We start from the raw sequence: 24,256 nt of genomic DNA on the forward strand, positions 1-24,256 counted from the left end.
TGGCGCCTCATCCGTCCAGGTCGTCGAGCAGCTCCACCGCGGCACGCGCGTAGTCGCCGATCCAACGATCGAAGATGCGCTTGATCGGCTGGGGTGCGAGCGACAGCCGCCGTTCCCGCCCGACGCGACGGCCGATCACCAGGTCAGCACGCTCGAGCACGCGCAGGTGCTGCAGGACGGTCGTGCGGTTCAATTCCGGGAACCGGGCGCACAGCTCGCCGGTGGCCAGTTCCGCGGGACGGAGGGCGTCCAGCATCCGCCTTCTGACGGGTGCGGCGAGTGCCTTGAAGACGAGGTCGTCATCACCGGGGTCTTGATCTCTCGATGACATGTTGTAATCTTATAACATGTCAGAGCTCACGGAACTGTCGTTCACCGTGTCGGGCCGCATCTCGCGCCCTGTCGCGGAGGTCTACGAGGCGGTCGCCGATCCCGGCATCCTGTCGAAGTACTTCACCACCGGCGGCGCGCGGGGTCGACTCGAGCCCGACGCCGACGTCAGCTGGGACTTCGCGGACTTCCCCGGCCGCTTCCCGGTGACGGTCGTCGAGGCCGACGCCCCGAAGCGGATCGTGATCGAGTGGGACGGCAGCGAGACTGTCGACGACCGCACCCGCGTCGTCTTCGAGTTCACGCCGATCGACGACCGCGCGCGCACCCTGGTGACGATCACCGAGAACTCGTGGCGCGCGACGGATGCCGGCGCGAAGAGCGCCTTCGGCAACTGCGAGGGCTGGACCGGGATGCTCGCGGCTCTGAAGGCGTGGGTCGAGCACGGCATCAACCTGCGCGAGGGCTTCTACAAGTAGGTCCGTCCGCGCACGGCGGCGTCAGATCGTGTCGTCGGCCGCGATGATGTCGACGTTCCAGACGCGGGTGTCGAGGTCGTCGGGGTTGTCGCGGTCGTGCGCCTCCGCCGCCTCTTTCGAGACCGCGGCCATCCGCTTCATCATCGCCAGGAACTCCGCCTCCGTCAGGCGGACGGTTCCCTGTGAGAACTCCGCGTGGACCTCGGTCGTCCTGCCCGCCATGTAGTCGGGCGTCCACGCCAGCATCCTGCGCACGACATCGTAGTGCTCGTCGATCAGCACCTTGAGCACCGCGTCGCCGAGCGCGGGATCCTCGATGGGCTGCTCGGGTCCGCCGATGTTCACGGCCTCGCGGCTTCCCCGCCACACGCGATCGCGGCGGTCCCGCGCGTGCTCGGGCGCCTCGACGATCAGGCCGGCATCGGCCAGCGCGCGCAGATGGAAGCTCACCTTGTTCGCCGGCACGTCCAGCAGCTGCGCGATGTCGGCCGCACGCAGGAACCGATGCTTGGGGAAGAGCCGCAGGATCTGGCGGCGCAGCGGATGCGTGAACGCCTTGAGGATCGTCGTGGTCGCGGCCACCGTCGGCTCCGACTCCCGCTGCGACGGCGCATCGGCGCCCTGTTCCTCCGCCATGCCCAGAGTCTACTCAGACTTAATTGCGCAATTCTTATTGCGCAATTAATCCTGAACGATTAGCGTGATCGGCATGACATCCTCGCCCCGCCTCTGGCGCCAGGCTCCCTACCTGCTGTGGCTCACCTCCGACACCGGGAAGGGCCTGGCTTCGACGCTGTTCAGCTTCGCGGTTCCGCTCCTGGCGCTCGTCGTCACGGGCGACCCGGCACAGGCCGGCATCATCGCGGCGGCCGGAACCGTCGTCCGACTGCTCACGACCCTGGCCGGCGGCGTGCTCGCCGACCGGCACCGTCGCATCGTGATGATGACGTTCGGCGCCGCGCTCGGCGCTGTCGCGGCGGGCACCTTCACTGCCGTCGCCCTGGCGGGCCGGATCGACTTCGTGATGCTGCTGGTCTTCGAGGTGCTGCTCGCCGCGGTGGGCGGCCTGTTCAACCCGGCGGGCGAGGCCGCGTTGAAGGACATCTTGCCGGAGAGCATGATGGGGCGCGCGCAGGCGGCGAACCAGGGACGGGATGCGGCCCTGCAGCTCGCCGGCGGCCCGATCGGCGGAGTGCTGCTGGCGATCGGCGGATGGCTGATCGGCGCCGCGATGCTCATCGGTTCCGTGGTCGCGGCCGTTGCGGGCTGGGCCCTGGGCAGGCGCGTCGGCTGGGGGCGCCCGGAGGTCGCGCGCCGGGAGACGTCGGATGCGACGGATGCTGAGCCCGCGGCATCCGCTCTTCCCGCCGCCCCCGCCAACGCACTCCGCGAACTGCGGGAGGGCGTGCGATGGCTGTTCCGCCGGCCCGACCTGAGCACCGGAACCGTCGTGGCGACCGTGATCAATCTCGGCCTGAATGCCGGGATCACCACGATGATCTACGCCGTTCTGCAGGCCGGGCACTCCGAGGCGACGATCGGCTGGATGATGGCCGCCTCCGGTGCGTCGATGCTCGTCGGCGCCCTGCTGGCACCGGTTCTCGTACCGCGCATCGGAGCCGGGATGCTGATGGCCCTGGGCGTCGTCACGTGCACGGCCGCCACCGCCGGCGGCGTTTTCGTCGAGACGCCCTGGGGCATCGCGCTGCTGGTCAGCGGAGCGGTCTTCCTGCTCCCTGCCCTGAATGCGGCCTTCAGCGGCTACACGATGGTGGCGACTCCCACCGAGCTGATCGGGCGGGTGAACAGCGTGGGCAACGTGCTGAGCATGGGCGCCATGCCCCTCGCGCCACTGGTGGCCGGGTTCGGACTGGCGTGGGCGGGGCGCTCATCGACCCTTCTGCTCTGCCTGGCGCTCTGCGCGATCGCGCTGGTGATGGCGCTGCTCAGCCGGCCGCTGCGCTCGATCCCCGCCGAGTCCGGCTGGGCCGAGCACGCCCGCCAGTACGACGAGCGCATGGCGGCCGTGGTGGCCTGACCGGCGCGTCGCCGGCGGGCCTGCGCCCGGGCCGTATCCGCCTCGGCGGAATCAGGCCGGATGGAAAACGCTGGCCCGGATGCCCGAGAAGCGGCGTTTTTCATCCAGTCCGAACCATAGGGGCCGGGACGGGGCGCCCGTGACAGGGCGCCCGGGACTCAGCGCAGCGGGTCGAAGGGCTTGATGGCGGGGTCGATGCGGCCGGTGGTGATCTGCTCGGCCAGCAGCTTGCCGGTGGCGGGGCCCAGCACGATGCCCCACATGCCGTGACCGCCGGCCACGTACACGTTCGGGGCGCGGGTCACGCCGACCAGCGGCAGGCCGTCGGGCGTGACGGGGCGCGAGCCCATCCACTCGTCCTCGCGCTGCTCGAAGTCGATGCCCTGGAACACCTGGCGCGCCTGCGCGATGATCGCCTGGATGCGGCGCGGCTGGAACGGCTCGTCGGGTCCGCGGAACTCCATGGTGCCGGCGATGCGGAAGCGGCCCTGGTACGGGGTGCACGCGATGCGCTCGGTGGGGAAGTACACCGGGTGCTCCTGCGGCTGGGGCGTTGCGACGGTGAAAGAGTAGCCGCGGCCGGCCTGCACGCGGGTGCGCACGCCGAGCTTGCGGGCGAGCTTCGGCAGCCAGGCGCCGGTGGCGATGACCACCGAGTCGGCCACCAGGTGCTCGCCGTTGGACAGCGTGACGACGGGGCGGCGGGTGGAGGACACGTCGGTGACCTCCAGCCCGGTCAGCAGCTCGGCGCCGCGCTCGACGACGGCCTCGCCGAGCGCCTCGACGAACGGGGCGGGCTCGAAGAAGCGCTGGTTCTTCAGCTGGTACACATGCTCGACCGAGTCCGCGAGCACCGGCGCCAGCTCGCGCGGGTTCTCCAGGCGTTCGAACGGCACCTCCTGCCCGTGCCGGGCGACGCCCTCGACCTCGTGCAGGAAGCCCTTGATGTGCTCCTCCTTCTGGAAGCCGATCACGAACGGACCCTCACGGGTCCACGACTTCACGCCGCCGTCGATCAGCTCGTCGTAGGAGTCCAGCGCCATCTTGTCGATGGGAGTGAGGGACGCCATGGTGCGGTCCCAAGCCCTGTTCGTGCCGTGCGAGGCGAACTGCGCCAGGAAGGTCCACAGGCCCGGGTCCACTCGGAAGGGCACGTGCAGCGCAGCATCCGGATCCACCAGCGCGCTCGGCCCGTAGGTCCACAGGCTTGTGTCGGCCAGCGGGATCGCCTGGCCCGGGGTGAGCCAACCCGCGTTGCCCCACGACGATCCGGCGGCCACGCCGACCTTGTCGATGACCGTCACCTCGACCCCGCGCTCCTGCAGGTGCCATGCCGTGGCGAGACCGACCATTCCAGCCCCGACGACGATCGTGCGCGTCATTGCGTCCTCCTGAAAGACACCGGGGCATGACAAAGCCCCGCTCACTCCCGATTATGCAGATCTCAAGCGCCTACTGGGATCGATTGGAAGGATCCTGCGTAAGATGGCCTTCTGCACCGCAGATTCTTTCGTCGGAACGGGAAGGTGAGCATGTCGGCATCCGATTCTTCGACCTCGCGCCGTGCGGCGATGGCGGATGCCGGACTGGATGCTGTGGATCGCACCATCATCTCCGAGCTGAGCCGCAACGGCAGGCTCTCCAACACCGAGCTCGCGGCGCGCGCCGGCATCGCCGAGTCCACCTGTCTGAAGCGGGTCCGGGCGCTGCAGGCGAACGGGGTGATCGTGGGCTTCCACGCCGAGATCTCCCCCGCCGCGATCGGCCTGCACCTGGAGGCGCTGATCACGATCCGGCTGCACGCGCACGCCCGCGGCGACCTGCGCAGATTCCAGGCCTATGTCGAGGATCTGCCCGCCACGCAGCGGGTGTACTTCCTCGCCGGCGACCGAGATTTCCTGGTGCACGTGGCTGTTCCGGATGCTGCGGCGCTGCGCGAGCTGGTGTCCGACACCCTCAGCCTGCGCCCCGAGGTGGCATCCACTTCGACCAGCCTGATCTTCGCCCAGGCCGCCGGGTCGCGGGGGATCTGAGGCTCGCGGAGGCAGCCATTCGGGCCCCGCCGGATCCGCGGCATCCCACCCCGGGCGCGTCGCGGGTCGCAGATGGTCGACTCAGCAGGCGGGAGGCAGCCATTCGGGCCCCGCGGGAATCACGGGCAGCGCCTCTCACTCCGCGACGCGGACCTCGAACCCGGCATCCGTCAGGGCGATGCGCTCGGCATCCGGCGCCCCGGCGTCCGTGATCACGACGGGGAACAGCGCAGCCCCGCCGACGTGAGCGAAGGCCGCCTTCCCGAGCTTCGACGCGTCGGCGACGATCACGGCGCGCGTCGCGCGCTGGGCCATCAGGCGGTTCACCTCGGCCTCCGCCTCGTCGTGCGTGGTGGCCCCGTCGTCCGCGGAGAGTCCGTTGACGCCGAGGAAGGCGATGTCCAACCGGATGCCTGCCAGCAGCTGCTGCACGAACGGGCCGATCAGCTCGAAGCTGCGCGAGTGGATCACGCCCCCGGTGACGACCACCTTGAACTCCGGGCGCATGGCCAGCTGCGCGGCGATGTTCACGGCATTGGTCACGACGGTGATCCCGTCGGCGCCGAGGTCGTCGCGGGCGGCGAGCGCCGCGGCGATGGCGGTCGTGGTGGTACCGCCGGAGAGTCCGACCACGTCACCCGGGGTGACCAGGGATGCCGCCGCCGCGGCGATCTGCTCCTTGGCGCCGGCGCCGAGGTGGCTGCGGTATTTGATCGGCAGCTCGTAGGCCACGGACTGAGCGACCGCGCCGCCGTGCGTGCGTGTGAGCAGCCGGCGCTCGGCGAGGCTGTCCAGGTCACGACGGGTGGTCGCCGCCGAGGCGCCGAAGCGCTCGACGAGCTGCTCCACCGACACCTCGCCCTGATCGGCCAGCAGGTCGAGGATGGCGGTCATCCGCGCCGCGCGGTTCATCGCGCCTCGCCCGAGACCAGGGCGAACAGGCGCAGCATCCGCGCCGCCTCCTCGGCGACCGCCTCGCGCGCCGGGGCGACGTACTTGCGGGAGTCGACGAGCGTCCCGTCGGAAGCGAGCTTCTCGCGGATGGCGCGCGTGAAGAACCCGTTCAGGTGGGTGGAGACGTTGACCTTGGTCATGCCGGCGCGCACGGCCTGCACGATCACGTCATCGGCCACACCCGAGGACCCGTGCAGCACCAGCGGCACGTCGCCGCCGCTGCGTCCGACGCCGCGCAGGGCGTCCTTCAGCCGCGCGATCAGGGCGATGTCGAGGGATGCCGAACGGTCCAGCATCGCGTGCGAAGAGCCGACCGCGACCGCCAGCGAGTCCACCCCGGTGGCCTCGACGAACGCGCGCGCCTCGTCGGGGTCGGTGCGCACGCCGGGCGCGTGGGCGCCATCCTTGCCGCCGACCTCGCCCAGCTCGGCCTCGATGAAGACCCCGGCTGCGCGGGCGCGGGCGGCGACGTCGGCGGTGAGCTCGACGTTCTCCTCGTAGTCCAGCCTGCCGCCGTCGAACATCACCGAGCCGAAGCCCAGCTCGATGGCCTCGTCGACCAGCTCCGGGCGATCGGCGTGGTCCAGGTGCACGGCGACGGGCGTCGTGGCCCGCCGTGCGATGGCCAGCGTCGCCCAGCCGATCGGCTCGAGGCCGCCGTGGTAGTCGGCGCAGTTCTGCGAGATCTGCAGGATCACGGGCAGCTGCGCCCGCTCGGATGCCTGCACCAGCGCCTCGGCGGTCTCGAGATGGATCACGTTGAATGCGCCGATGCCGGTGCTGGCGGAGGCTGCGGCGCGGACGAGCTCGCGTGCGGAGACGAGGGTCATCGGGACTCCTTCGGGTCGGATGCTGCGGACGAGGTCTCTGCTCTGGAACCGGACATGCCGTCGGCACCCCCGTCTCGTGCCGGAGGGACAGTCTCAGCGGAGGTGGCGGCATCGGGCGCCGCGGGATGAGCCGATGCCGCGGGACGAGTAGTGACGGTCAGTGCTGCTTCCAGCGCGGGCCAACTGGGGTGGATGTCTCCGGCGAGCGGCATGAGCACGGCCGCGGCGCTCCAGGCGGTGGCACGGCGCAGGATGCGCTCGGGGTCGCGGATGCCGGCATCCATCAGCACGGCGCACGCTGCCACCCCGGCGTCGCCGGCCCCGGTCGGGTTGCCGGCCAGTGGGGTGTCGAGGCGTGCATGCAGGACGCCCACGGCCGGCCCCGCGGCGGGCCGGTTTCCGGCATCCGTCCGGTTTCCGGCATCCGTCCCCTCCGGGCGTTCCACTTCGGGGGCCGACACGCCAGGTGACGGACGTTTCCCGCGAATCGGTCCGACATCTGGCGTGTCGGCCCCCGATTCGCAACCGGCAGGGGCACGGTCCGCCGGGGCGGCCGAGACGGTCAGCATCCCGTCCTTGCCGAGCGAGAGCAGCACGAGCTCGGCGCCGCGGCGCAGCAACTCACGGGCTCCGTCGACCGGGTCGTCCAGCCCGGTGGCGTCACGCAGCTCGTGCTCGTTGGGCTTGAGCACGGATGCCCCGGCATCCGCCGCCACCAGCAGTGCCGGCCCCGAGGTGTCGACGATGACCGTGGCGCCGGCATCGCGCCCGATCCGGATGAGTGCCGGCAGCAGGTCGTCCGGGGTGTCGGGCGGGAAGCTGCCCGAGATCACCAGCACATCGGTGCCTGTGCGCGCCTCGGTGACGGCATCCGTCCGTTGCGCTCCGGGGGCCGACACGCCAGAATCAGGACGTTTCCCGCGAATCGGTCCGACATCTGGCGTGTCGCTCCCCGATTCGTAGCCGGCGGAGGACGGGCCAGTGACCCTGTCCCTGCCCCCGGGAGTCGCCCCGGTAGTCGCCCCAGCACGTGCACCGGCACCTGCCCCGGCGAGCGCGGAGGCGACGGCATCCTTCAACGCTCCCCACTCCGCGGCTGCCGGGGCCACGCCCCGCTCGTTCACGATGGTGGTGTCGCCCTCGGCCTCATCGACGAGCGCGATGCTGCGGCGAGTGGCCGCGGACACCGGCACCAGCACGTGCGGCACGCCTGCGGCATCCAGCTCGGCGGCGAACTCCGCGCCGGTCTCGCCGCCGGTGGTCGTGACGGCCACCACCGCGGCGCCCTGCCCATGCGCGACGCGGGCCACATTCAGGCCCTTTCCCCCAGCGCGGGCTCGCCCGGCATCCGCTCTGTGCACGCCGCCCAGCGTCAGCGAGGCGACGTGCCAGGTCAGGTCGAGGGCGGGGTTCGCGGTGACGGTGACGATCATGCGACCACCGCCCGGCGCCCCTGCAGGACGCGGGAGCGGATGCACGACGCATCTGCTGCGATGGTCGTGCAGGCGTTCCCGGATCGTGCATCCGTACCCGGGTCTGATGCAAGAGAAGTCATGCCACCGCCTCCCTCGCCCGCAGCGCCGCCCCGAGGATGCCGGCGTTGCCGGACAGCTCGGCGGGGACCAGCGCGGGGATGCGGTGGAAGCTCAACCGGTCGGTCAGGCGGCGGCGCAGGTCGTCGAACAGTGCGCCGCCTGCCCGCGACAGCCCGCCGCCAATGACCACGGCGTCCGGAGCCATCACGGCGGTCAGCTGCGCGATGGACATGGCGAGAGCGTCCAGTGCCTCGTCCCAGATGCGCGCCGCGATCTCGTCACCGGCGGATGCCCGGGCGATGACCTCCTTCGCGCCGTCGACGGCGGTGCCGGTGGCCTCGGTGTACCGGCGCGAGATCGCACCGGCCGAGGCGCGCGCCTCCAGGCATCCGCGGGCCCCGCACGGGCACGGCCACTCCCCGATCGGCGAGTGGCCGATTTCGCCGGCATAGCCGCCGGCGGTGTACGGCTGCCCGCCCACCAGCAGTGCGCCGGCGATGCCGGTGCCGATCACCAGCACGACCGCGTTGGCGTAGTCGCGGGCGCCGCCGAGTACACGCTCCGCCCAGCTGGCCGAGCGCACGTCATGATCGAAGGCGACCGGCAGGCCGAGCTCCGTGCGCATCAGGTCCCGGATGGGCGCATTGCACCAGCCGAGATTGCTGCTGAACACGCCGACGCCGTTCTCCGAGTCCACGATGCCGGGCACGACGAGCCCGACGCCCTCCGGCACGATCTCCGGATGCTGCTCCCGCAGCTCCGACGCCAGCTCCGCCAGCCGCGCGATCAGCGATCCCGCCGCGTCGCCGTCGCCCACCGGAGTAGGCGTGCGCCGCAGCCCGACCGCCTCACCCGAGGCGTCGAACAGCGCCGACTTGACGTCGGTGCCGCCCACGTCGAACGCCAGTACGGGCGCGCCGGGGCCGATGCTGACGGCCGGTGCCAGCCGTTCGCCTGCCTCGTCGGTGACGACGTCCGGGATCCTGTCGGGCTCGGTCATGGCATCCACCTTCTCGGTGTGAAACTCTCAGTCGTCGAGGATGACCGAGCGGGTGAGGTTGCGCGGCAGGTCGGGGTCGAGCCCGCGCGCGACCGCGCGGTCGAGGGCGACGCGGTGCACGCGTACCAGTTCCGCCAGAGGATCGATCGGATGCTGCACGAAGCGGGCGCCGGTGGCCTCGACCTGCGCCTGCAGCCCGCCGGGCGCCGTGCCGAACTGCCAGGTGATGCGGCCGGGTGCGGCGATGGCGATGGGGCCGTGACGGTACTCCATCGAGCTGTACGACTCGGTCCACGACTGCGACGACTCGCGCATCTTCAGGGCGGCCTCGTTGGCCAGTCCGAAGGTCCACCCCATGCCCAGGAAGCTGTACTGCTCGGCCTCGGTCAGCGAGACGTCGTCGGACGCCTGGTCGTCGAGCACGGCCTGCGCGTCGGCGATGGCCGCGGTGACGTCCTCGCCGAGCGAAGCCCGGAACAGCGTGAGCGCCGTGGTGGCGAAGCGGGTCTGCACGACGGACTGCTCATCGGCGAACGGCAGCGCGATGACGGTGTCGGCCAGATCCACCAGCGGCGAGGAGTCGTCGCCGAGCACGGCGATGATGGGCGTCCTGCCCTTCAGGCGCTCGGTCAGCTCGAGCACCTCGGTGGTGGTGCCGGAGCGGGTCAGCGCGACGACCGCGTCGTAGTCGCGGCCGAAGGGGAACTCGGATGCCGTGAACGCGTCGGTCTCGCCGTGGCCGGCGCCCTCGCGCAGCGCGGCGTAGGACTGGGCCATGAACCACGAGGTGCCGCATCCGACAACGGCGATCCGGGCGCCGGATGCCGGCAGCTGTGCCTGCTCGGTGCGCATGGCAGCGGCGCGCGCCCAGGTCTGCGGCTGTGAGGTGAGCTCTGCGCGCATGTGCGCGCCGGCGGCGTTGGTCATATCCGACTCCCCTAGATGCACGTTTGTGATCGCTTGATGCAAATAACGCTCATATTATGACATTCAGCGGCGGCGGGTGTCGAGCTTCGGATTTCATAACTCCGGAGATCCACAGGGGGATCGAACCAGAAAGCGGTTGCTGGGTCCGAGATGCCACGGATCTCCGGAGTTATGACCCGAGGGGACGAGGGACCGGGAGGGGTGGCCGGACGGCAGGACGCCGGCTCAGCGGCCCTCGGCGGCCTCAGTGTGGTGGCGGATGACCTCGGCGACGACGAAGTTGAACCACTTCTCGGCGAACTCGGGGTCGAGGTGCGCGTCCTCGGCCAGCGCGCGCAGCCGCGCGACCTGCTGCTCCTCGCGCTGCGGGTCGGAGGCCGGCATCGCGTGCGCGGCCTTCAGATGACCGACCTGCTGCGTGGCGCGGAAGCGCTCGGCGAGGATGTAGACCAGCGACGCGTCGAAGTTGTCGATGCTGGCGCGCAGGCGCAGCAGCTCGGCACGGGCTTCCTCGTCGTTCATCGATCCTCCTCGAACCGCCTGGTCGGACAGTTCGACGATAGTCGGCATCCGTCGTCCGCATCACGCGGATTGCAGCGCCCGTTGCCCGAATCGCTCCCTTCACACGATTCGAAGCACGGAGCGCACATAGAGTGTTCGGCATGAGCGCCGACGAATCCTCGACACCCGCGACTGAAGCAGAGGACGCCGCCGAGGGGGCGCACTCCCCGGCATCCGCTCCGGCGAAGGCCGCGGGCAAGGCGGCCCGCAAGGTCGTGGAGCCGCCGGCGCCGAGCCGCTCGTTCTGGACGCGCATCGACAAGCCGTTCGTGTTCGGGTTCCTCGTCACGCTGGGCGGCCTGGCGGCGATCCTGCTGGCCATCACGCTCACCAACCTGTCGACGGTGCTGATCTACGTGGCCTTCGCCATGTTCGCCGCCCTCGGCCTGGACCCCGCCGTGCGGTTCCTCGAGCGCCGCGGGCTCTCGCGCGGCGTGAGCGTGCTGAGCGTCATCCTCGGTCTGGTCGTCGTGCTGGCGCTGATCCTGTGGATGATCATCCCCGTGGTGGTCGAGCAGGTGACGATGTTCGTCAAGTCCGTGCCGAACCTCATCACCGACTTCATGCACAGCGATGTGTACGGGTTCCTGGAGAAGCAGTTCGGCGACCAGTTCCAGCAGCTGGTCGAGGATGCGCAGAAGTTCCTCACCGACGGCAAGACCTGGCAGGCCGTCGGCGGCGGAGCGCTGCAGGTGGGCAGCTCGATCGCCACCGGTATCTCGGGCTTCATCGTGGTGCTGGTGCTGACGCTGTACTTCGTCGCGGGACTGCCCACGATCAAGACCGCGCTGCTGCGCTTCGCGCCGGCCCGCGACCGCGAGAGCGCCCGCGGCATCACCGACCAGATCACCGACTCGGTGGGCGGCTACGTGCAGGGCATGGTGATCCTGGCGTTCGCGAATGCCATCGTCACGCTGATCCTCTACCTGGTGCTGCAGCTGCCGTTCCCGCCGCTGATGGCCGCGGTGGCGTTCCTGATCACGCTGATCCCGTTGGTGGGCTCGGTGCTGTTCTGGGCGATCGGCTCGGTGATCGCGCTGTTCTCCGACCCCTGGCACGCGCTGTTCTTCGCGATCATCTACCTGGTGTACATGCAGGTGGAGGCGTACTTCCTCACCCCGCGCGTGATGAACAAGGCCGTCTCGGTGCCCGGCGCCCTCGTCGTGATCGGCGCGCTGGCCGGCGGCACGCTGCTGGGCCTGCTGGGCGCGCTCGTGGCGGTGCCGGTCACGGCATCCATCCTGATCATCATCAATCAGGTGTGGCTGCCCCGCCAGGATGCCCGGGTCTGAGCATCCCGGCGGGGCGACTGCATTACTTGATGCCCTTGTCGGCAAGCCACTTCTTGGCGATGTCGGGGGCGGACGCCTGATCCACCGTGGACTGCACGTTGAGGGCCACCAGGTCGTCCGCGGTGAGCGCCGCTGAGACCTTGTTGATCACGCCGCTGATCTTGTCGGCGATGTCGCTGGAGGCGATCGGTACCACGTTCGAGGCCAGGATCATGTTCTTCGGGTCCTTCAGCGCCACGATGTCCTTGGTCTGGAACGACGGGTCGGCGGTGTAGATGTCGGCCACCTGGATCTGACCGGCCAGCAGCGACTCGAGCGTGCTGTCGGCCGTGGCCGAGAAGCCCAGGTCGACGTTGTAGAACTTCTTCGCGCCGGCGGGTCCGTAGGGCCGCTGCTCGAGCTCGGGCGCGCCGCCGAGGACCGGCTTGGTCTTCAGCTTGGACAGGTCGGCGATCGACTCGAGCCCGTTGTCGGCCGCGAACTTCTTCGTGACCGTGTAGGTGTCCTGGTCGCTGGCCTTCGCATAGTCCAGCGCGGTCAGGCCTTCGGGCAGGGCCTTCTGCAGCGCGGCGTACACGTCGTCGGGGCTGGTGGCGGTGGCGTTCTTGTCGAGGTACTCCAGCAGGTTGCCGGTGTACTCCGGGAACAGGTTGATCTTGCCGGATTCCACATCGGGCATATAGGCGTCGCGCTGGCCGATGTTGAACTTGCGCTGCACTGTGAAGCCGTCGCCCTCCAGCGCCTGCGCGTAGATCTCGGCGATGATCTCGTTGGAGTAGTAGGCCTGCGAGCCGACGACGATCGTGTCGCCGCCGCTCGAGCCGGAGCTCTCGGCGGGCTTGTCGAGCGGATTGCTGCTGCCGCAGCCGGCGAGCGCGAGGGTCGCGGCCAGCGCGACGCCCGCCGCGAGGACGAGTCGGGACTTGCGTGCGGTGATCATGGTGTGCCTCTCTGTGGAACGGTTCAGGCGACGGCAGCGCGGTTCGCGCTGCGTCGTGAGATGTGATCGGATGCCGGGTGCTGCGACTGCACGCCCGCGGGGACGACCGCCCGCTGCAGGCCTGCCAGCAGCAGATCGACGATGAGCGCCAGCGCGGCTACCAGCAGCGCGCCGGCCAGCACCTGGTCGAAGCGGTGCAGCGGGATGCCCTGGATGATGGGCCAGCCCAGCCCGCCGAGGTTGACGTACGCACCGATGGTGACGGTGGCGATGACCTGCAGCAGGGCGGAGCGGATGCCGCCGACCAGCAGCGGCATGCCCAGCGGCAGCTCCACCTTGGTGAAGATCTGCCACTCGGTCATGCCGACCGCGCGGGCGGCGTCGACGGTGTGACGGTCGATGGCCTCGAAGCCCGTGTAGGCGCCGGCCAGCAGCGAGGGGATGGCCAGCAGCACGAAGGTGATGATTGCAGCCAACGGCGTCTGCAGCACCCCGAGCACCAGCACCAACAGGATCAGCAGCCCGAACGACGGCACGGCCCGCGCAGCGCCGGAGATCGCGACGGCGATCTCGCGCCCCTTTCCCGTGTGCCCGATCAGCCAGCCCGCGGGCAGTGCGATGGCGGCCGCGACCGCCACCGAGATCACGGTGTACAGCAGGTGCTGGCCCAGCAGCACGGGCAGCGCGTACTGTCCCTGCCACTGCGCGGGATCCGTCAGCCAGGCGATGGCGTCGGTGAAGAGGTTCATGCGGCCGACCTCAGCGGGGTGCGGGGCTTCGACGAGGTCGCAGACATCCACGGCATCAGCAGCCGCCCCAGCAGCACCAGCAGTCCGTCGATGACCAGCGCGATGACCACCACCGCGACGACGCCCGCCAGGACCTCGGCGATGATGCGGCGCTGCAGGCCGTTCGTGAACAGGTAGCCGAGGTTGGTGACGCCGATCAGGATGCCGACGGTCGCCAGCGAGATGGTGCTCACGGCCGCCACCCTCAGGCCCGCGAGGATCACCGGGCCGGCCAGCGGCAGCTCGACCGTGGCGAAGCGGCGCGGAGCGCCGTAGCCCACGGAGGTGGCGGCCTGGCGCACGTCCTCGTCCACGGAGTCCAGCCCGTCGGCGACGGCCCGAACCAGGATGGCGATGGCGTAGATGGTCAGTGCGATGATCAGGTTCGGCTCGGAGGTGGCCTGATAGCCGAACACCGCCGGCATGAGGATCAGCAGCGCCAGCGACGGGATCGTGTACAGCAGGCCGGTGAGCACGATGACCGGGCCGCGCACGAGCTTGAACCGCCAGGCCACCCAGCCCAGCGGGATCGACAGGATCAGGCCCAGCACGATCGGGATCACACTCTGCTTCAGATGCGTGAGCATGAGCGTGAGGATCAGATCCAGGTTGTCGCCGACCCAGTTCACGTCAGCGTCCGTCCTCGAGGCTGCGACGCTTCGACGGGCTCAGCGACCCAGGGTCTTGGGCCCCTGACCCATCCGGGCTCAGCGACCCACCCTGACCCCGAGGCTCGTCCCGGCTCGGGGACTCGTCCCGAGCATCCCGGAGGATGCCCTGGGTGCGGCCCTCGGAGTCCACCACGACCGCGCCGCGGGGAGTCTGCTTGACGGTCAGCGCACGGCGGCCGCGCTCGGCGCCGATGAACGCCTCGACGAAGGCATCCGCCGGATCCTCCATGATCTGGCTGGGACTGCCCACCTGCACGATGCGCGCGCCCTTGTCGAGGATGACCACCTGGTCGCCCAGCAGGAACGCCTCGTCGATGTCGTGCGTGACGAAGACCACCGTCTTGTCGAGGTCGCGCTGCAGGCGGATCAGCTCCTGCTGCAGGTCGGCGCGCACGATGGGGTCGACGGCGCCGAACGGCTCATCCATCAGCAGGATGTTGGGGTCGGCCGCCAGCCCGCGGGCGACACCCACGCGCTGCTGCTGCCCGCCGGAGAGCTGGCTCGGGTAGCGCCGCGCGAGATCGCGCTCCAGCCCGACGGTGTCCATCAGCTCCAGCGCACGGCCTTCGGCCTCGACCCGGCGGATGCCGTTCAGCCGCAGCACCGTGGTGATGTTGTCGATCACGGAGAAGTGCGGCAGGAGGCCGGAGTTCTGCATGACGTAGCCGATGCCACGGCGCAGCTGCACGGGATCGCGGCCCAGCACGCTCTCGCCGTCGATGGCCACGTCACCCGATGTGGGCTCGACCATGCGGTTGATCATGCGCAGCAGCGTGGTCTTGCCGCTGCCGGACAGCCCGACGAAGACCGTGGTCTTGCGGGAGGGGAGCACGAGACTGAAGTCCTCGACGGCCAGGGTGCCGTCGGGGAAGCGCTTGGTGACGTGAGTGAACTCGATCATCCGGGGTTACGGACCGACCTGCACGCTCGGGTCGAACGCCAGGTACCCGGAGAAGTCGCGCCCCACCTTCTCGATGGCCGTGGCGTAGGGCTTCGGGTACGCCCACACCAGGTCGGCGTGAGTCGTGCCGTCGAGCACCAGCGAGTAGTACTGGCACACGCCCTTCCACGGGCAGGTGTACGGCGTGGGGCTCTCGACGAGCTCGCCGCGGCGCAGTGCGGTCGCCGGGAAGTAGTGGTTTCCTTCAATGAGGATCGTGTCACCGGCATCCGCCTCGGCGATCACGACTCCTTCGAATACTGCCTTCATGTGCGTACCTCCTGGCATCTCTTCGAGCGTAGGCGACACCTCTGACAACCGACACGGGTCACGGCAGATTCCCGGTTCAGGCGGATTGCCGCCCGTACTGCTCCAGCAGGCGCAGCCACACCTCGCTCATGGTGGGGTAGGCCGGCACCGCGTGCCACAGTCGGCTGAGGGGAACCTCGCCGGTCACGGCGATGGTGGCGGCCTGCAGCAGCTCGGCCACATCGTCGCCTGCGAACGTGACTCCCAGCAGCACTTCCCGCTCGGTGTCGACGACCATGCGGGCCTGCCCCTGGTAGCCGTCGGCGTGCAGGCTCGAGCCCGCGACTCCGCCCAGGTCGTAGTCGACCACCTGGATCTCGTGGCCGGCCGCGCGAGCGGCATCCGCGGTCAGCCCGACGGATGCCACCTCGGGCTCGGCGAACACCACCTGCGGGACCGCGGCGCGGTCGGCGGTGGCGACGTGACGCCCCCAGGGCTGGTCGGCGACGACTTCGCCGCGCGAACGGGCGGCGATCACGTCGCCCGCGGCGCGCGCCTGGTACTTGCCCTGGTGCGTCAGCAGCACGCGGCCGTTCACGTCACCGACGGCGTACAGCCAGTCGCTGCCCGGCACGCGCATGGTGTCGTCGACCTCGATGCTCCGGCCCGGTTCGAGGCCGACGGTCTCGAGCCCGAGGTCGCGCGTACGCGGGGTGCGTCCGGTGGCGGCCAGAACCTCGGATGCCGTGATCTGCTCCCCCTCGCCCGTGGTGACGGTCACATGGTCGCCGTCGCGGTGCACGGACGTGGTCTCGGTGTTCAGGCGCACGTCGACGCCCAGGCCCTTCAGTCCGGCCGCCACCTGGTCGCCGGCGAACGGCTCCATCTTCGCCAACAGCCCGCTCCGGGCGATGACAGTGACTCTCGAGCCGAGCTGGGCGTAGGCAGTGGCCATCTCCACGGCCACCACGCCACCGCCGATGATCGCCAGCGAGTCCGGCACATGGTCCGAGCTGGTGGCCTCGCGGCTGGTCCAGGGGCGGGCATCTGCCAGTCCCGGGATACCGGGGATCGCGGCATCCGTTCCCGTGCAGACGGCCACGGCGTGGCGGGCTCGGAGAACCCGCCCATCCACCGTGACCTCGCGCTCTCCGGTGAGACGGCCGTGGCCGCGGATCAGGTCGATGCCCGCGGACCCGAGCCACTGCACCTGGCCGTCATCCTTCCAGTGCGAGGTGAACGAGTCGCGACGCGCGAGCACCTCGTCGGGGTTCAGGGCGCCGCCCTCCACACCGCGGACGTGCTGTGCGGCGCGCAGCGCCTGGCCGGACCGCAGCAGCGCCTTCGACGGCATGCACGCCCAGTACGAGCATTCGCCGCCGACCAGCTCGCTCTCCACGATCACGGCGGTCAGCCCGCCCTGCACGGCGCGATCGGCCACGTTCTCGCCGACCGGCCCGCCACCCAGCACGATCAGGTCGTATTCATCGCTCATGGGTTCCAGTCTTGCGCGGCGACGTGGAGGTGTCACGGGGTTGATACGAGTACGACGACGATGACCACGGTCGCGCCGATGCACAGCAGTAGCCGGGCGCGCCCTCTCTTCGGCCAGGCTTGACTGGCCCGGAGCGGCGTCCGGCGGTTCGGCACTCGACTGCTCCGACATGAATATCGTGACCCGGCATCCTGGGCCCCAGGCCTGCCGGATCAGCGCATCTGCCCATATGTGTTCACAACTCCGGAGTACTTCCCGTCGCCGGCCCCTGAACGCGCGGAAACCAGCCTGTAGGGCCCGGATCTCCGGAGTTGTGAACGAGTCGCGGCCGTGCCGGAGCCGCGCCGGGCTCAGCTCACCGGCAGGATCACCGTCGGCGCGGGGGCCGAGGTGGTGTGGCGCACGTCGCGCGGGGCGCCGGTGCGCTCGTCGAGATCGAGGGCGCTGATGGTGCTGGATCGCTGTCCGGCGACCAGCAGCACACCCTCGTGCACGAGGTGGTGGCGCGGCCAGTCCACGCCCGAGTCGGCGAGCGCCAGCGGCTCGACGACCTCGCCCGCACCGCGCACGCGCAGCGCCGAGATCGTGTTGCTGCCGCGCAGCGCGGTGTACAGCGTGTGCCCGTCGCGCGAGACAGCCAGCTCGGCGGGGAAGTCGAAGCCCACCTGCGCGACGGGTGCGACGGTGGTCGCGGATGCCAGTCCCCAGGTGCCGTCGGGGGCGGATGCCAGGGTGAAGACCTCGCAGGAGTATTCGGTCACCACGTGCAGGTGCCCGCTGGGGTGCATGACCATGTGCCGAGGACCCGTGCCACGCGGCAGCACGACCTCGTGGTCGATCGTGAGGCCGGTGCCGGACGGACGCCAGATCCGCACCAGGTCGAAGCCCAGGTCGGTGGTCGCGACGCGCCCGTCGGAGAGGAACACGGCCGAGTGCGCGTGCGAGACCCGAGGCTGCTCGCCGGCGGGCGTCGGGTACGGGTCCCGCGCCGGTTCCACATCGGGGGCCGACACGCCAGGTGACGGACGTTTCCCGCGAATCGGTCCGACATCTGGCGTGTCGGCCCCCGGAATGCAGCGTCCAGTTTCGGCAGCCGGCTCCCCGAACAGCGCCGCGCGCAGCGCCGCCGCCTTGTCGGGCACCGGGGCGGTCAGCGAGCCGTCGGCGGAGATCCCGTACCGGATGACCCGGCCGTCGCCGTAGCAGCTGGCGATGAGCATCCGTCCGTCCGGGGACACCGCGACGTGGCAGACGGCCTCGCCCGCGGGCAGAGCGGGACCGAGCGGCCGCAGCGTCGCCTCGCCCGAGCGCGCGAACGCCTGCACCTGGGCGGCGCCCTCCAGTGCCGCGTAGACCACGTCGAGCCTCGGATGCTGCGCCAGCCACGATGGCGAGGCGACTCGCGCCGCCACGCCCCGGTAGGCGAGCGTCGAGGCCCCGCGACCCTCGTCCACGGCGAGGAAGCCGATGCCCTCGGCATCCCCCTCCATGTCGGAGCCGTAGCCCCCGACCCAGAACCGCGTCATGCTCGTTCCTCTCTGCAGTTCGTCGAGTGCACGACATCTCGCCGAGCGCACGGCCTGTTCGCGCGAAGAACCCGTGCTCTCGGCGAGGTCCCGTGCTCTCGACTGTCAAGAAGGGGTGAAAGTGTGCGGGTCAGTCCAGCAGGTCGTGGCGCACGACGACCTGCTCGCGCTCCGGGCCGACGCCGATCACCGAGATGCGCGTGTTGCTCATCTGCTCCAGCGCCAGCACGTAGTCCTGCGCGTTCTGCGGCAGGTCCTCGAAGCTGCGAGCCGAGGAGATGTCCTCGGTCCAGCCGGGGAACTCCTGGTAGATGGGCTTGGCGTGGTGGAAGTCGGTCTGGTTGACCGGCACGTCGTCGAAGCGCACGCCGTCGACGTCGTAGGCCACGCACACCGGGATCCGCTCCAGTCCGGTCAGCACGTCGAGCTTGGTGAGCACCAGGTCGGTGATGCCGTTCACCCGCGTGGCGTAACGGGTGATCGGGGCGTCGTACCAGCCGGTGCGGCGCAGGCGGCCGGTGGTGGTGCCGTACTCGAAACCGGTCTTGCGCAGCCACTCGCCCATCTCGTCGTTGAGCTCGGTCGGGAACGGCCCCGATCCCACGCGCGTGGTGTACGCCTTCACGATGCCGACGATGCGGTTCAGGGAGCCCGGGCCGACGCCCGAGCCGGTGGAGGCGCCCCCAGCGGTGGCCGATGACGAGGTCACGAACGGGTAGGTGCCGTGGTCGACGTCGAGCATGGTGGCCTGGCCGCCCTCGAACACGACCACCTCGCCGCGCTTCAGGGCCTCGGCCACCAGGTGGCCGGTGTCGGCGACCATCGGCCGCAGCCGCTCTGCGTAGGAGAGCAGCTCGTCGACGATCTCGTCGCAGGTGATGGCGCGGCGGTTGAAGACCTTCACCAGCAGGTGGTTCTTCTGGTCGAGCGCGCCCTCGACCTTCTGCCGCAGGATGTTCTCGTCGAACAGATCCTGCACGCGCAGGCCCACGCGGTTGATCTTGTCGGCGTAGGCCGGGCCGATGCCGCGGCCGGTGGTGCCGATGTTGCGCTTGCCGAGGAACCGCTCGGTGACCTTGTCAAGCGTGCGGTGGTACTGCGTGATCAGGTGCGCGTTGGCGCTGACCTTCAGCCGCGAGACGTCCACGCCGCGCGCGGACAGCGCCTCCAGCTCGCTGAAGAGCACCTCCAGGTCGATGACCACGCCGTTGCCGATCACCGGGGTGACGCCCGGGGTCAGGATGCCGGAGGGCAGCAGGTGCAGAGCGTACTTCTCGTCGCCGACGACGACGGTGTGCCCGGCGTTGTTGCCGCCGTTGAACTTCACCACCCAGTCGGTGCGCTCGCCGAGCAGGTCTGTCGCCTTGCCCTTGCCCTCGTCGCCCCACTGGACGCCGACGATCACGATTCCTGGCATGGGTGTACCCCCTGGTACTGCACGCTGTTCGCCGGGTTTGCACCGGCAGATGAGCTGGCCCGAACGGGCGTGTCCATCCTACCGGAGCGGGTTTCCAGGGCATCCGATCGCTACAGTGAGCGGATGACGACCTGGTGGCCCTACGCCCGCATCGCCGCATCCCTGCTGGGTTCCGCGGCGATCATCGCGCAGCTGGTGCGGACGCTGACGAACGCCACGGAGGCCACCACGGCGTACGGCTCGCACCTGCTGACCGTGGGGACGAACTTCTTCAGCTTCTTCACGATCCTCTCCAACCTGGGGGCGGCCGCGATGCTGGCGGTCGCGGCGGTCTGGGCGTGGACGGCGGGGCGGGATGCTGTGCGCGAGCCGCGCTGGCTGGCCGTGCTCATCGCCTGTGTGGCGACGTACATGATCGTGACCGGCATCGTCTACAACCTGCTGCTGCGCGGCATCGAGCTGCCGCAGGGCTCGACGGTGCCGTGGTCGAACGAGGTGCTGCACGTCGTCATCCCGCTGTTCCTGCTGATCGATGTGCTGTTCGCGCCGAAGCGCCGGGCGCTGTCGTGGGGCACGCTGGGCACCATCGCCGCGTTCCCGATCCTGTGGGCGGTCTACACGCTGGTGCGCGCGAACCTGATCATCGCCCCGGCCACGGGCGACCACCACTGGTACCCGTACCCGTTCCTGAACCCGCACATCACGCCGGGCGGCTACCTGGGCGTGGCCGGCTACATCGTCGGGATCGCCGCGGCGATCATCGCGATCGGCACCGGCGTGGTCTGGATCGCGCGCAGACGCGCAGCATCCGTCTCCGCCTGACTCACCAGCGGTGCGGCCGCACCCAGTTCCACCGGATGTCATGAGGTCAGCGTCCGCGGTCGTGGTCGGGCACCGCCCACGACGCGCCCTCCGAGCGCGTGGGTCACTCCGGTGGCATGGGCAGTTCTCCCCATCGCGGGCGGCGGGACGCTTCGTTTAGGGTCGTGGCGGAGGTGTGCCGTGGGGATGATGTTGCCGAATGAGCTTGTCTGGGTGATGGAGAAGCTGGGTTTCGAGTGGCCTGACATCGATGAGGATGAGGTCCGTAAGGGTGCGACGCTGGTGCGTGATTTCGGTAACGATCTGGAGGGGGTGATCCAGTCCGTCGATCGGAAGATGAACGGTGACATCAGTGCGGCGATGCGGGGGCAGGCGGGCCCGGCGACGTTGTCGGCGTGGAACACGAACCGGTCGCAGAACCTGCAGAAGCTGATCGACATCATGCCGCCCGCTGCGACGGCGATGGGCCTCGGCGCGGGGGCGATTCTGGGGTTGAAGGTGAAGGTGATCGCGGATGTGACCACGACGCTGGCGATGCTGATCCCGATGCTGACGAACCCGTTCACGGCCGGGGGTGCCCCGTTGCTGCTGATCGCGAAGAAGAAGCTGCTGAACGCGGCGGTGGACATCGTGGTCGAGCAGTTGTTGAACCAGTTGGCGCCGATGGCGATCGAGCCGTTGGCGGAGCAGCTGCCCGCGGTGATCGACGCGATCCTGGACGCCCCGATGGTCGAGGCCACCGCCGGGGACTCGGATGAGTTCTACGCCGATCTGGAGGCGTTGGAGGATGCCCGTACAGCCATGCAGATCCACGGCGCCGACATCCAGTCCCTGACCTCCACGTTCTTCGCCGAGTTCTCCGCCCTGAACTTCGGAGGCGACTGATGAGCACCGTCAAACCGGTCATCCGCGAACTGAGACAGGCAGGCGTCAAGGCAGCCGGTGATCTGCATCTCAGGCTGCGCCAGCTTCTGGACAACCTCGACGGGCACTTCGACGACGTCATGCGGCAGGTCAAGGACAAGGACAAGTACGACGACAAGGTCGACGTCAGCCTGAAGAAGTTCAAGAAGAACAAGAACCACGACTCCACCGAGTACAACCGCCAGTACACCGAGCAGATGGACACGCTGCAGAAGAGGCCGCTGTCCGAATGGCTCAAGAACCGCGTCGAGTATCTGGACAACGGTCGCACGCCGGACTCGTTGAAAGCCCAGCGGGACGCACGCGACATCGCGGAACAGAACAAGCTCGCCGAACTGCTGGAGAAGCACGGTGGAGACTATGACAAGGCGTCCGAGGAAACGGCGAAGTGGATGAAGACTCAGGCCGCGACCCACCGTCTGGACGGAATCGCCGGCGGCGACGGCACGGACATCTCCGGTGTCGGCGACACCCGCGTCAACTCGTCGTTGGGTTCGCAGTGGAAGAGCCGTGTGAGCGACATCGACAGGGCCGTGATCACGTTCATCGAGGACAACCCCGGTGTCGATCTCAGCAGCACGTTCATCAATGTCGTCTTCAGATAGGTTTGACCCCATGGTGGAGATTGCTGATTTCGTCCCGCATGCGCCGGTTCCGGCGGAGATCGTCGAGGAGTACCGGGGGCGTGTCCCGGACGAGCTGATCGAGGTCTGGGAGAACTACGGATACGGGACCTTCGCCGAAGGATTCCTGCGGATCATCGACCCCAAGCTCTACGAAGCCGAGGTCGGGGACTGCATCGGCAAGACCCAGGGCGACGGCATCGCCATCCCGATCATGGTCACCGGCCTCGGAGACCTCATCACCTGGGAACCCAGCCACCCTGGCGTCATCGGCATCATGTACCGACTCGGAGACACCGTCGGACTGGGATCGCTGAAGACATTCCTCACGCTGACTCGAGTCGGCGGTGCAGCCCACCTGTCACGCACGTTGAAGTGGGACATCTTCCCGAAGGCAGTGGCCGCGCACGGCGAGCTGCCCTACGACCAGTCGTTCATCTTCGTCCCGCTGCTGTCCATGGGCGGGGCGGCGAAGGTCGAGAACCTCCACAAGCGCGAGACCATCCCCGCCATCCAAGTCGCCGTCGACCTTCAGGGCGTCATCGGACACTGACCCGACGGGCTCGCGCCGATGGCGATCGAGCCTCTGGACGCCCGATGGTCGGGGCCACGCTCAGTCGGCCCCGGACAATGCCTGAGATCGCTGATCTCGTCCCAGCAGCGCCGTCTACCCTGTATCGGGGGGATGCCTGGTCGTCGACCGTCCCCGAAATGCTCGAGGAGATGAGACATGACCGAGTTCCCGGCTGCTGGATCCGTTCCATCCGCGCCTGCGCCGCCACCCGCGCCGACAGCACCTCAGCGCGCGCAGCCGACGGCATCCGCTCGCAACGCCTCCCCCGATGACCTCGCCCGCGCGCAGCGCATCCTGACCGTCATCTCCGACTCGTACTCCACCAAGATGGTGGGCCAGGACAGCCTGCGCTCGAGCCTGCTGATCGCGCTCATCGCCGGCGGCCACATCCTGCTGGAGTCCGTGCCGGGCCTCGCGAAGACCACCGCCGCGAGCACCCTGGCCGACACGGTGAAGGCCAGCTTCAAGCGCATCCAGTGCACGCCCGACCTGCTGCCCAGCGACATCACCGGCAGCCAGATCTACGACGCCGCCACCGGCACCTTCCGCACCGTGCTCGGTCCCGTGCACGCCAACTTCGTGCTGCTGGACGAGATCAACCGCTCCAGCGCCAAGACGCAGTCGGCCATGCTCGAGGCCATGCAGGAGCGGCAGACCACGATCGGCGGCGAGGTGCACCCGCTGCCCAAGCCGTTCCTGGTGATCGCCACGCAGAACCCCATCGAGCAGGAGGGCACCTACGAGCTGCCCGAGGCGCAGATGGACCGCTTCCTGCTCAAGGAGATCGTGGAGTACCCGAGCCCCGCCGAGGAGTTCGAGATCCTCGGGCGCATCGACTCGGGCGTGCTGGACCCCGACCGTCACGTGCCCGGCGTCATCTCGCTGGAGGATGTGCAGGACCTGCAGGACATCGCCTCGCGGGTGTACATCGACCCCGCCATCCGCAACTACATCGTGCAGCTGGCGTACGTCACCCGGAACCCCGCGCCGTACATCGGCGAGGAGCGCGCTCGGTTCATCAAGTACGGCGCCAGCCCCCGCGCGAGCATCGCGTTCCTGCAGGCGTCCCGCGCGCTGGCACTGCTGAACGGCCGCACGCACGTGCTGCCGGAGGACATCCGCGCCCTGCGCCACCTGGTGCTGCGCCACCGCGTTCTGCTGACCTTCGAGGCGGATGCCGAAGGCGTGCGCAGCGAGGAGATCATCGACCAGATCTTCGCGTCGGTGCCGACCCCGTAACCCTCCGACGAGCTCAGGGACCCAACCGTTGGCAAGTCTGATCACCCAGGTTAGAGCTAAGCTCTTCAT

25 protein-coding genes and 2 pseudogenes are annotated in these 24,256 nt (G+C 69.4%); 9 read left to right on the plus strand and 18 right to left on the minus strand.

Going from position 1 to position 24,256, the window contains the following annotated elements:
- Window positions 1–7: 7 nt before the first annotated feature.
- Window positions 8–331, minus strand: a complete 324-nt coding sequence (locus tag Q0568_RS05910) for a metalloregulator ArsR/SmtB family transcription factor (protein WP_298863730.1) — start codon at window positions 329–331, stop codon at window positions 8–10.
- A gap of 16 nt (window positions 332–347) precedes the next feature.
- On the opposite strand from Q0568_RS05910, the gene Q0568_RS05915 reads away from it, so the two are divergent.
- Window positions 348–809 (plus strand): SRPBCC domain-containing protein, encoded by a 462-nt coding sequence (locus Q0568_RS05915; protein ID WP_298863733.1) that lies wholly within the window; start codon window positions 348–350, stop codon window positions 807–809.
- Window positions 810–830: 21 nt separating this feature from the next.
- Here the strand turns inward: Q0568_RS05915 and Q0568_RS05920 are convergent, their stop codons facing one another.
- Window positions 831–1,445 (minus strand): helix-turn-helix domain-containing protein, encoded by a 615-nt coding sequence (locus tag Q0568_RS05920; RefSeq protein ID WP_298863736.1) that lies wholly within the window; start codon window positions 1,443–1,445, stop codon window positions 831–833.
- 73 nt (window positions 1,446–1,518) lie between these two features.
- On the opposite strand from Q0568_RS05920, the gene Q0568_RS05925 reads away from it, so the two are divergent.
- On the plus strand, window positions 1,519–2,847 hold the full coding sequence (locus Q0568_RS05925; protein WP_298863739.1) for an MFS transporter: 1,329 nt from the start codon (window positions 1,519–1,521) through the stop codon (window positions 2,845–2,847).
- 158 nt (window positions 2,848–3,005) lie between these two features.
- Here Q0568_RS05925 and Q0568_RS05930 read toward each other — a convergent pair whose 3' ends face one another.
- The gene (locus Q0568_RS05930) at window positions 3,006–4,229 is read right to left on the minus strand and encodes an FAD-binding oxidoreductase (protein WP_298863741.1); all 1,224 of its coding nucleotides are present in this window, start codon (window positions 4,227–4,229) and stop codon (window positions 3,006–3,008) included.
- 150 nt (window positions 4,230–4,379) lie between these two features.
- On the opposite strand from Q0568_RS05930, the gene Q0568_RS05935 reads away from it, so the two are divergent.
- Window positions 4,380–4,880: an Lrp/AsnC family transcriptional regulator gene (locus Q0568_RS05935; RefSeq protein ID WP_298863745.1), complete on the plus strand. Its 501-nt coding sequence runs from the start codon at window positions 4,380–4,382 to the stop codon at window positions 4,878–4,880.
- A gap of 135 nt (window positions 4,881–5,015) precedes the next feature.
- On the opposite strand, the gene Q0568_RS05940 is transcribed toward Q0568_RS05935, so the two are convergent.
- The 7 genes and pseudogenes from Q0568_RS05940 to Q0568_RS05970 all read right to left on the minus strand — a co-directional run bounded on the left by Q0568_RS05940 (window position 5,016) and on the right by Q0568_RS05970 (window position 10,648).
- A complete protein-coding gene (locus Q0568_RS05940) occupies window positions 5,016–5,792 on the minus strand; it encodes a DeoR/GlpR family DNA-binding transcription regulator (protein ID WP_298863748.1) in 777 nt (258 codons plus the stop codon).
- Window positions 5,789–6,664 carry a class II fructose-bisphosphate aldolase gene (locus Q0568_RS05945; protein WP_298863751.1) on the minus strand — a complete coding sequence of 292 codons (876 nt, stop codon included), beginning with the start codon at window positions 6,662–6,664 and terminating at the stop codon, window positions 5,789–5,791. The genes Q0568_RS05940 and Q0568_RS05945 overlap by 4 nt, the downstream gene beginning before the upstream one ends.
- 152 nt (window positions 6,665–6,816) lie before the next feature.
- A pseudogene (locus tag Q0568_RS05950) lies at window positions 6,817–7,023 on the minus strand (1-phosphofructokinase family hexose kinase); the annotation flags it as partial.
- Window positions 7,024–7,230: 207 nt separating this feature from the next.
- Window positions 7,231–8,097: pseudogene (locus Q0568_RS05955) on the minus strand (PfkB family carbohydrate kinase); the annotation flags it as partial.
- 118 nt (window positions 8,098–8,215) lie between these two features.
- Window positions 8,216–9,199: an ROK family protein gene (locus tag Q0568_RS05960; RefSeq protein WP_298863754.1), complete on the minus strand. Its 984-nt coding sequence runs from the start codon at window positions 9,197–9,199 to the stop codon at window positions 8,216–8,218.
- A gap of 27 nt (window positions 9,200–9,226) precedes the next feature.
- The gene (locus tag Q0568_RS05965; protein ID WP_298863757.1) at window positions 9,227–10,126 is read right to left on the minus strand and encodes an SIS domain-containing protein; all 900 of its coding nucleotides are present in this window, start codon (window positions 10,124–10,126) and stop codon (window positions 9,227–9,229) included.
- Between the two features lie 225 nt (window positions 10,127–10,351).
- On the minus strand, window positions 10,352–10,648 hold the full coding sequence (locus Q0568_RS05970) for a chorismate mutase (RefSeq protein WP_298863760.1): 297 nt from the start codon (window positions 10,646–10,648) through the stop codon (window positions 10,352–10,354).
- Between the two features lie 140 nt (window positions 10,649–10,788).
- Here Q0568_RS05970 and Q0568_RS05975 point away from each other — a divergent pair, with 140 nt between their 5' ends.
- Window positions 10,789–11,979: an AI-2E family transporter gene (locus Q0568_RS05975; protein ID WP_298863763.1), complete on the plus strand. Its 1,191-nt coding sequence runs from the start codon at window positions 10,789–10,791 to the stop codon at window positions 11,977–11,979.
- Between the two features lie 22 nt (window positions 11,980–12,001).
- Here Q0568_RS05975 and Q0568_RS05980 read toward each other — a convergent pair whose 3' ends face one another.
- The 8 genes from Q0568_RS05980 to Q0568_RS06015 form a co-directional block, all read right to left on the minus strand.
- Entirely contained in the window at window positions 12,002–12,919 is a 918-nt protein-coding gene (locus tag Q0568_RS05980; protein ID WP_298863766.1) for an ABC transporter substrate-binding protein, read from the minus strand.
- A gap of 23 nt (window positions 12,920–12,942) precedes the next feature.
- On the minus strand, window positions 12,943–13,668 hold the full coding sequence (locus Q0568_RS05985) for an ABC transporter permease (RefSeq protein ID WP_298863768.1): 726 nt from the start codon (window positions 13,666–13,668) through the stop codon (window positions 12,943–12,945).
- Window positions 13,665–14,336 (minus strand): ABC transporter permease, encoded by a 672-nt coding sequence (locus tag Q0568_RS05990; protein ID WP_298863771.1) that lies wholly within the window; start codon window positions 14,334–14,336, stop codon window positions 13,665–13,667. Before Q0568_RS05990 ends, Q0568_RS05985 begins: the two co-directional genes overlap by 4 nt.
- Before the next feature lies 1 nt (window position 14,337).
- The gene (locus Q0568_RS05995; protein ID WP_298863773.1) at window positions 14,338–15,279 is read right to left on the minus strand and encodes an ATP-binding cassette domain-containing protein; all 942 of its coding nucleotides are present in this window, start codon (window positions 15,277–15,279) and stop codon (window positions 14,338–14,340) included.
- A 6-nt stretch (window positions 15,280–15,285) separates the two neighbouring features.
- Window positions 15,286–15,588, minus strand: a complete 303-nt coding sequence (locus tag Q0568_RS06000) for a DUF427 domain-containing protein (protein WP_298863775.1) — start codon at window positions 15,586–15,588, stop codon at window positions 15,286–15,288.
- Window positions 15,589–15,664: 76 nt separating this feature from the next.
- The gene (locus Q0568_RS06005; protein ID WP_298863778.1) at window positions 15,665–17,062 is read right to left on the minus strand and encodes an NAD(P)/FAD-dependent oxidoreductase; all 1,398 of its coding nucleotides are present in this window, start codon (window positions 17,060–17,062) and stop codon (window positions 15,665–15,667) included.
- Between the two features lie 350 nt (window positions 17,063–17,412).
- The gene (locus tag Q0568_RS06010; RefSeq protein ID WP_298863781.1) at window positions 17,413–18,588 is read right to left on the minus strand and encodes a beta-propeller fold lactonase family protein; all 1,176 of its coding nucleotides are present in this window, start codon (window positions 18,586–18,588) and stop codon (window positions 17,413–17,415) included.
- 130 nt (window positions 18,589–18,718) lie between these two features.
- Window positions 18,719–20,005, minus strand: a complete 1,287-nt coding sequence (locus Q0568_RS06015; RefSeq protein ID WP_298863784.1) for an adenylosuccinate synthase — start codon at window positions 20,003–20,005, stop codon at window positions 18,719–18,721.
- A 123-nt stretch (window positions 20,006–20,128) separates the two neighbouring features.
- Here Q0568_RS06015 and Q0568_RS06020 point away from each other — a divergent pair, with 123 nt between their 5' ends.
- The 5 genes from Q0568_RS06020 to Q0568_RS06040 all read left to right on the plus strand — a co-directional run bounded on the left by Q0568_RS06020 (window position 20,129) and on the right by Q0568_RS06040 (window position 24,187).
- A complete protein-coding gene (locus Q0568_RS06020) occupies window positions 20,129–20,827 on the plus strand; it encodes a Pr6Pr family membrane protein (RefSeq protein ID WP_298863787.1) in 699 nt (232 codons plus the stop codon).
- Window positions 20,828–21,109: 282 nt separating this feature from the next.
- Window positions 21,110–21,712: a hypothetical protein gene (locus tag Q0568_RS06025; RefSeq protein ID WP_298863790.1), complete on the plus strand. Its 603-nt coding sequence runs from the start codon at window positions 21,110–21,112 to the stop codon at window positions 21,710–21,712.
- Window positions 21,712–22,356 carry a polymorphic toxin type 15 domain-containing protein gene (locus Q0568_RS06030; RefSeq protein WP_298863793.1) on the plus strand — a complete coding sequence of 215 codons (645 nt, stop codon included), beginning with the start codon at window positions 21,712–21,714 and terminating at the stop codon, window positions 22,354–22,356. Before Q0568_RS06025 ends, Q0568_RS06030 begins: the two co-directional genes overlap by 1 nt.
- A 10-nt stretch (window positions 22,357–22,366) precedes the next feature.
- Entirely contained in the window at window positions 22,367–22,927 is a 561-nt protein-coding gene (locus Q0568_RS06035) for a GAD-like domain-containing protein (RefSeq protein WP_298863796.1), read from the plus strand.
- 177 nt (window positions 22,928–23,104) lie between these two features.
- Window positions 23,105–24,187, plus strand: a complete 1,083-nt coding sequence (locus tag Q0568_RS06040; protein ID WP_298863799.1) for a MoxR family ATPase — start codon at window positions 23,105–23,107, stop codon at window positions 24,185–24,187.
- Window positions 24,188–24,256: the final 69 nt, after the last annotated feature.

This window comes from uncultured Microbacterium sp. (assembly GCF_937927635.1).
GTDB lineage: Bacteria > Actinomycetota > Actinomycetes > Actinomycetales > Microbacteriaceae > Microbacterium.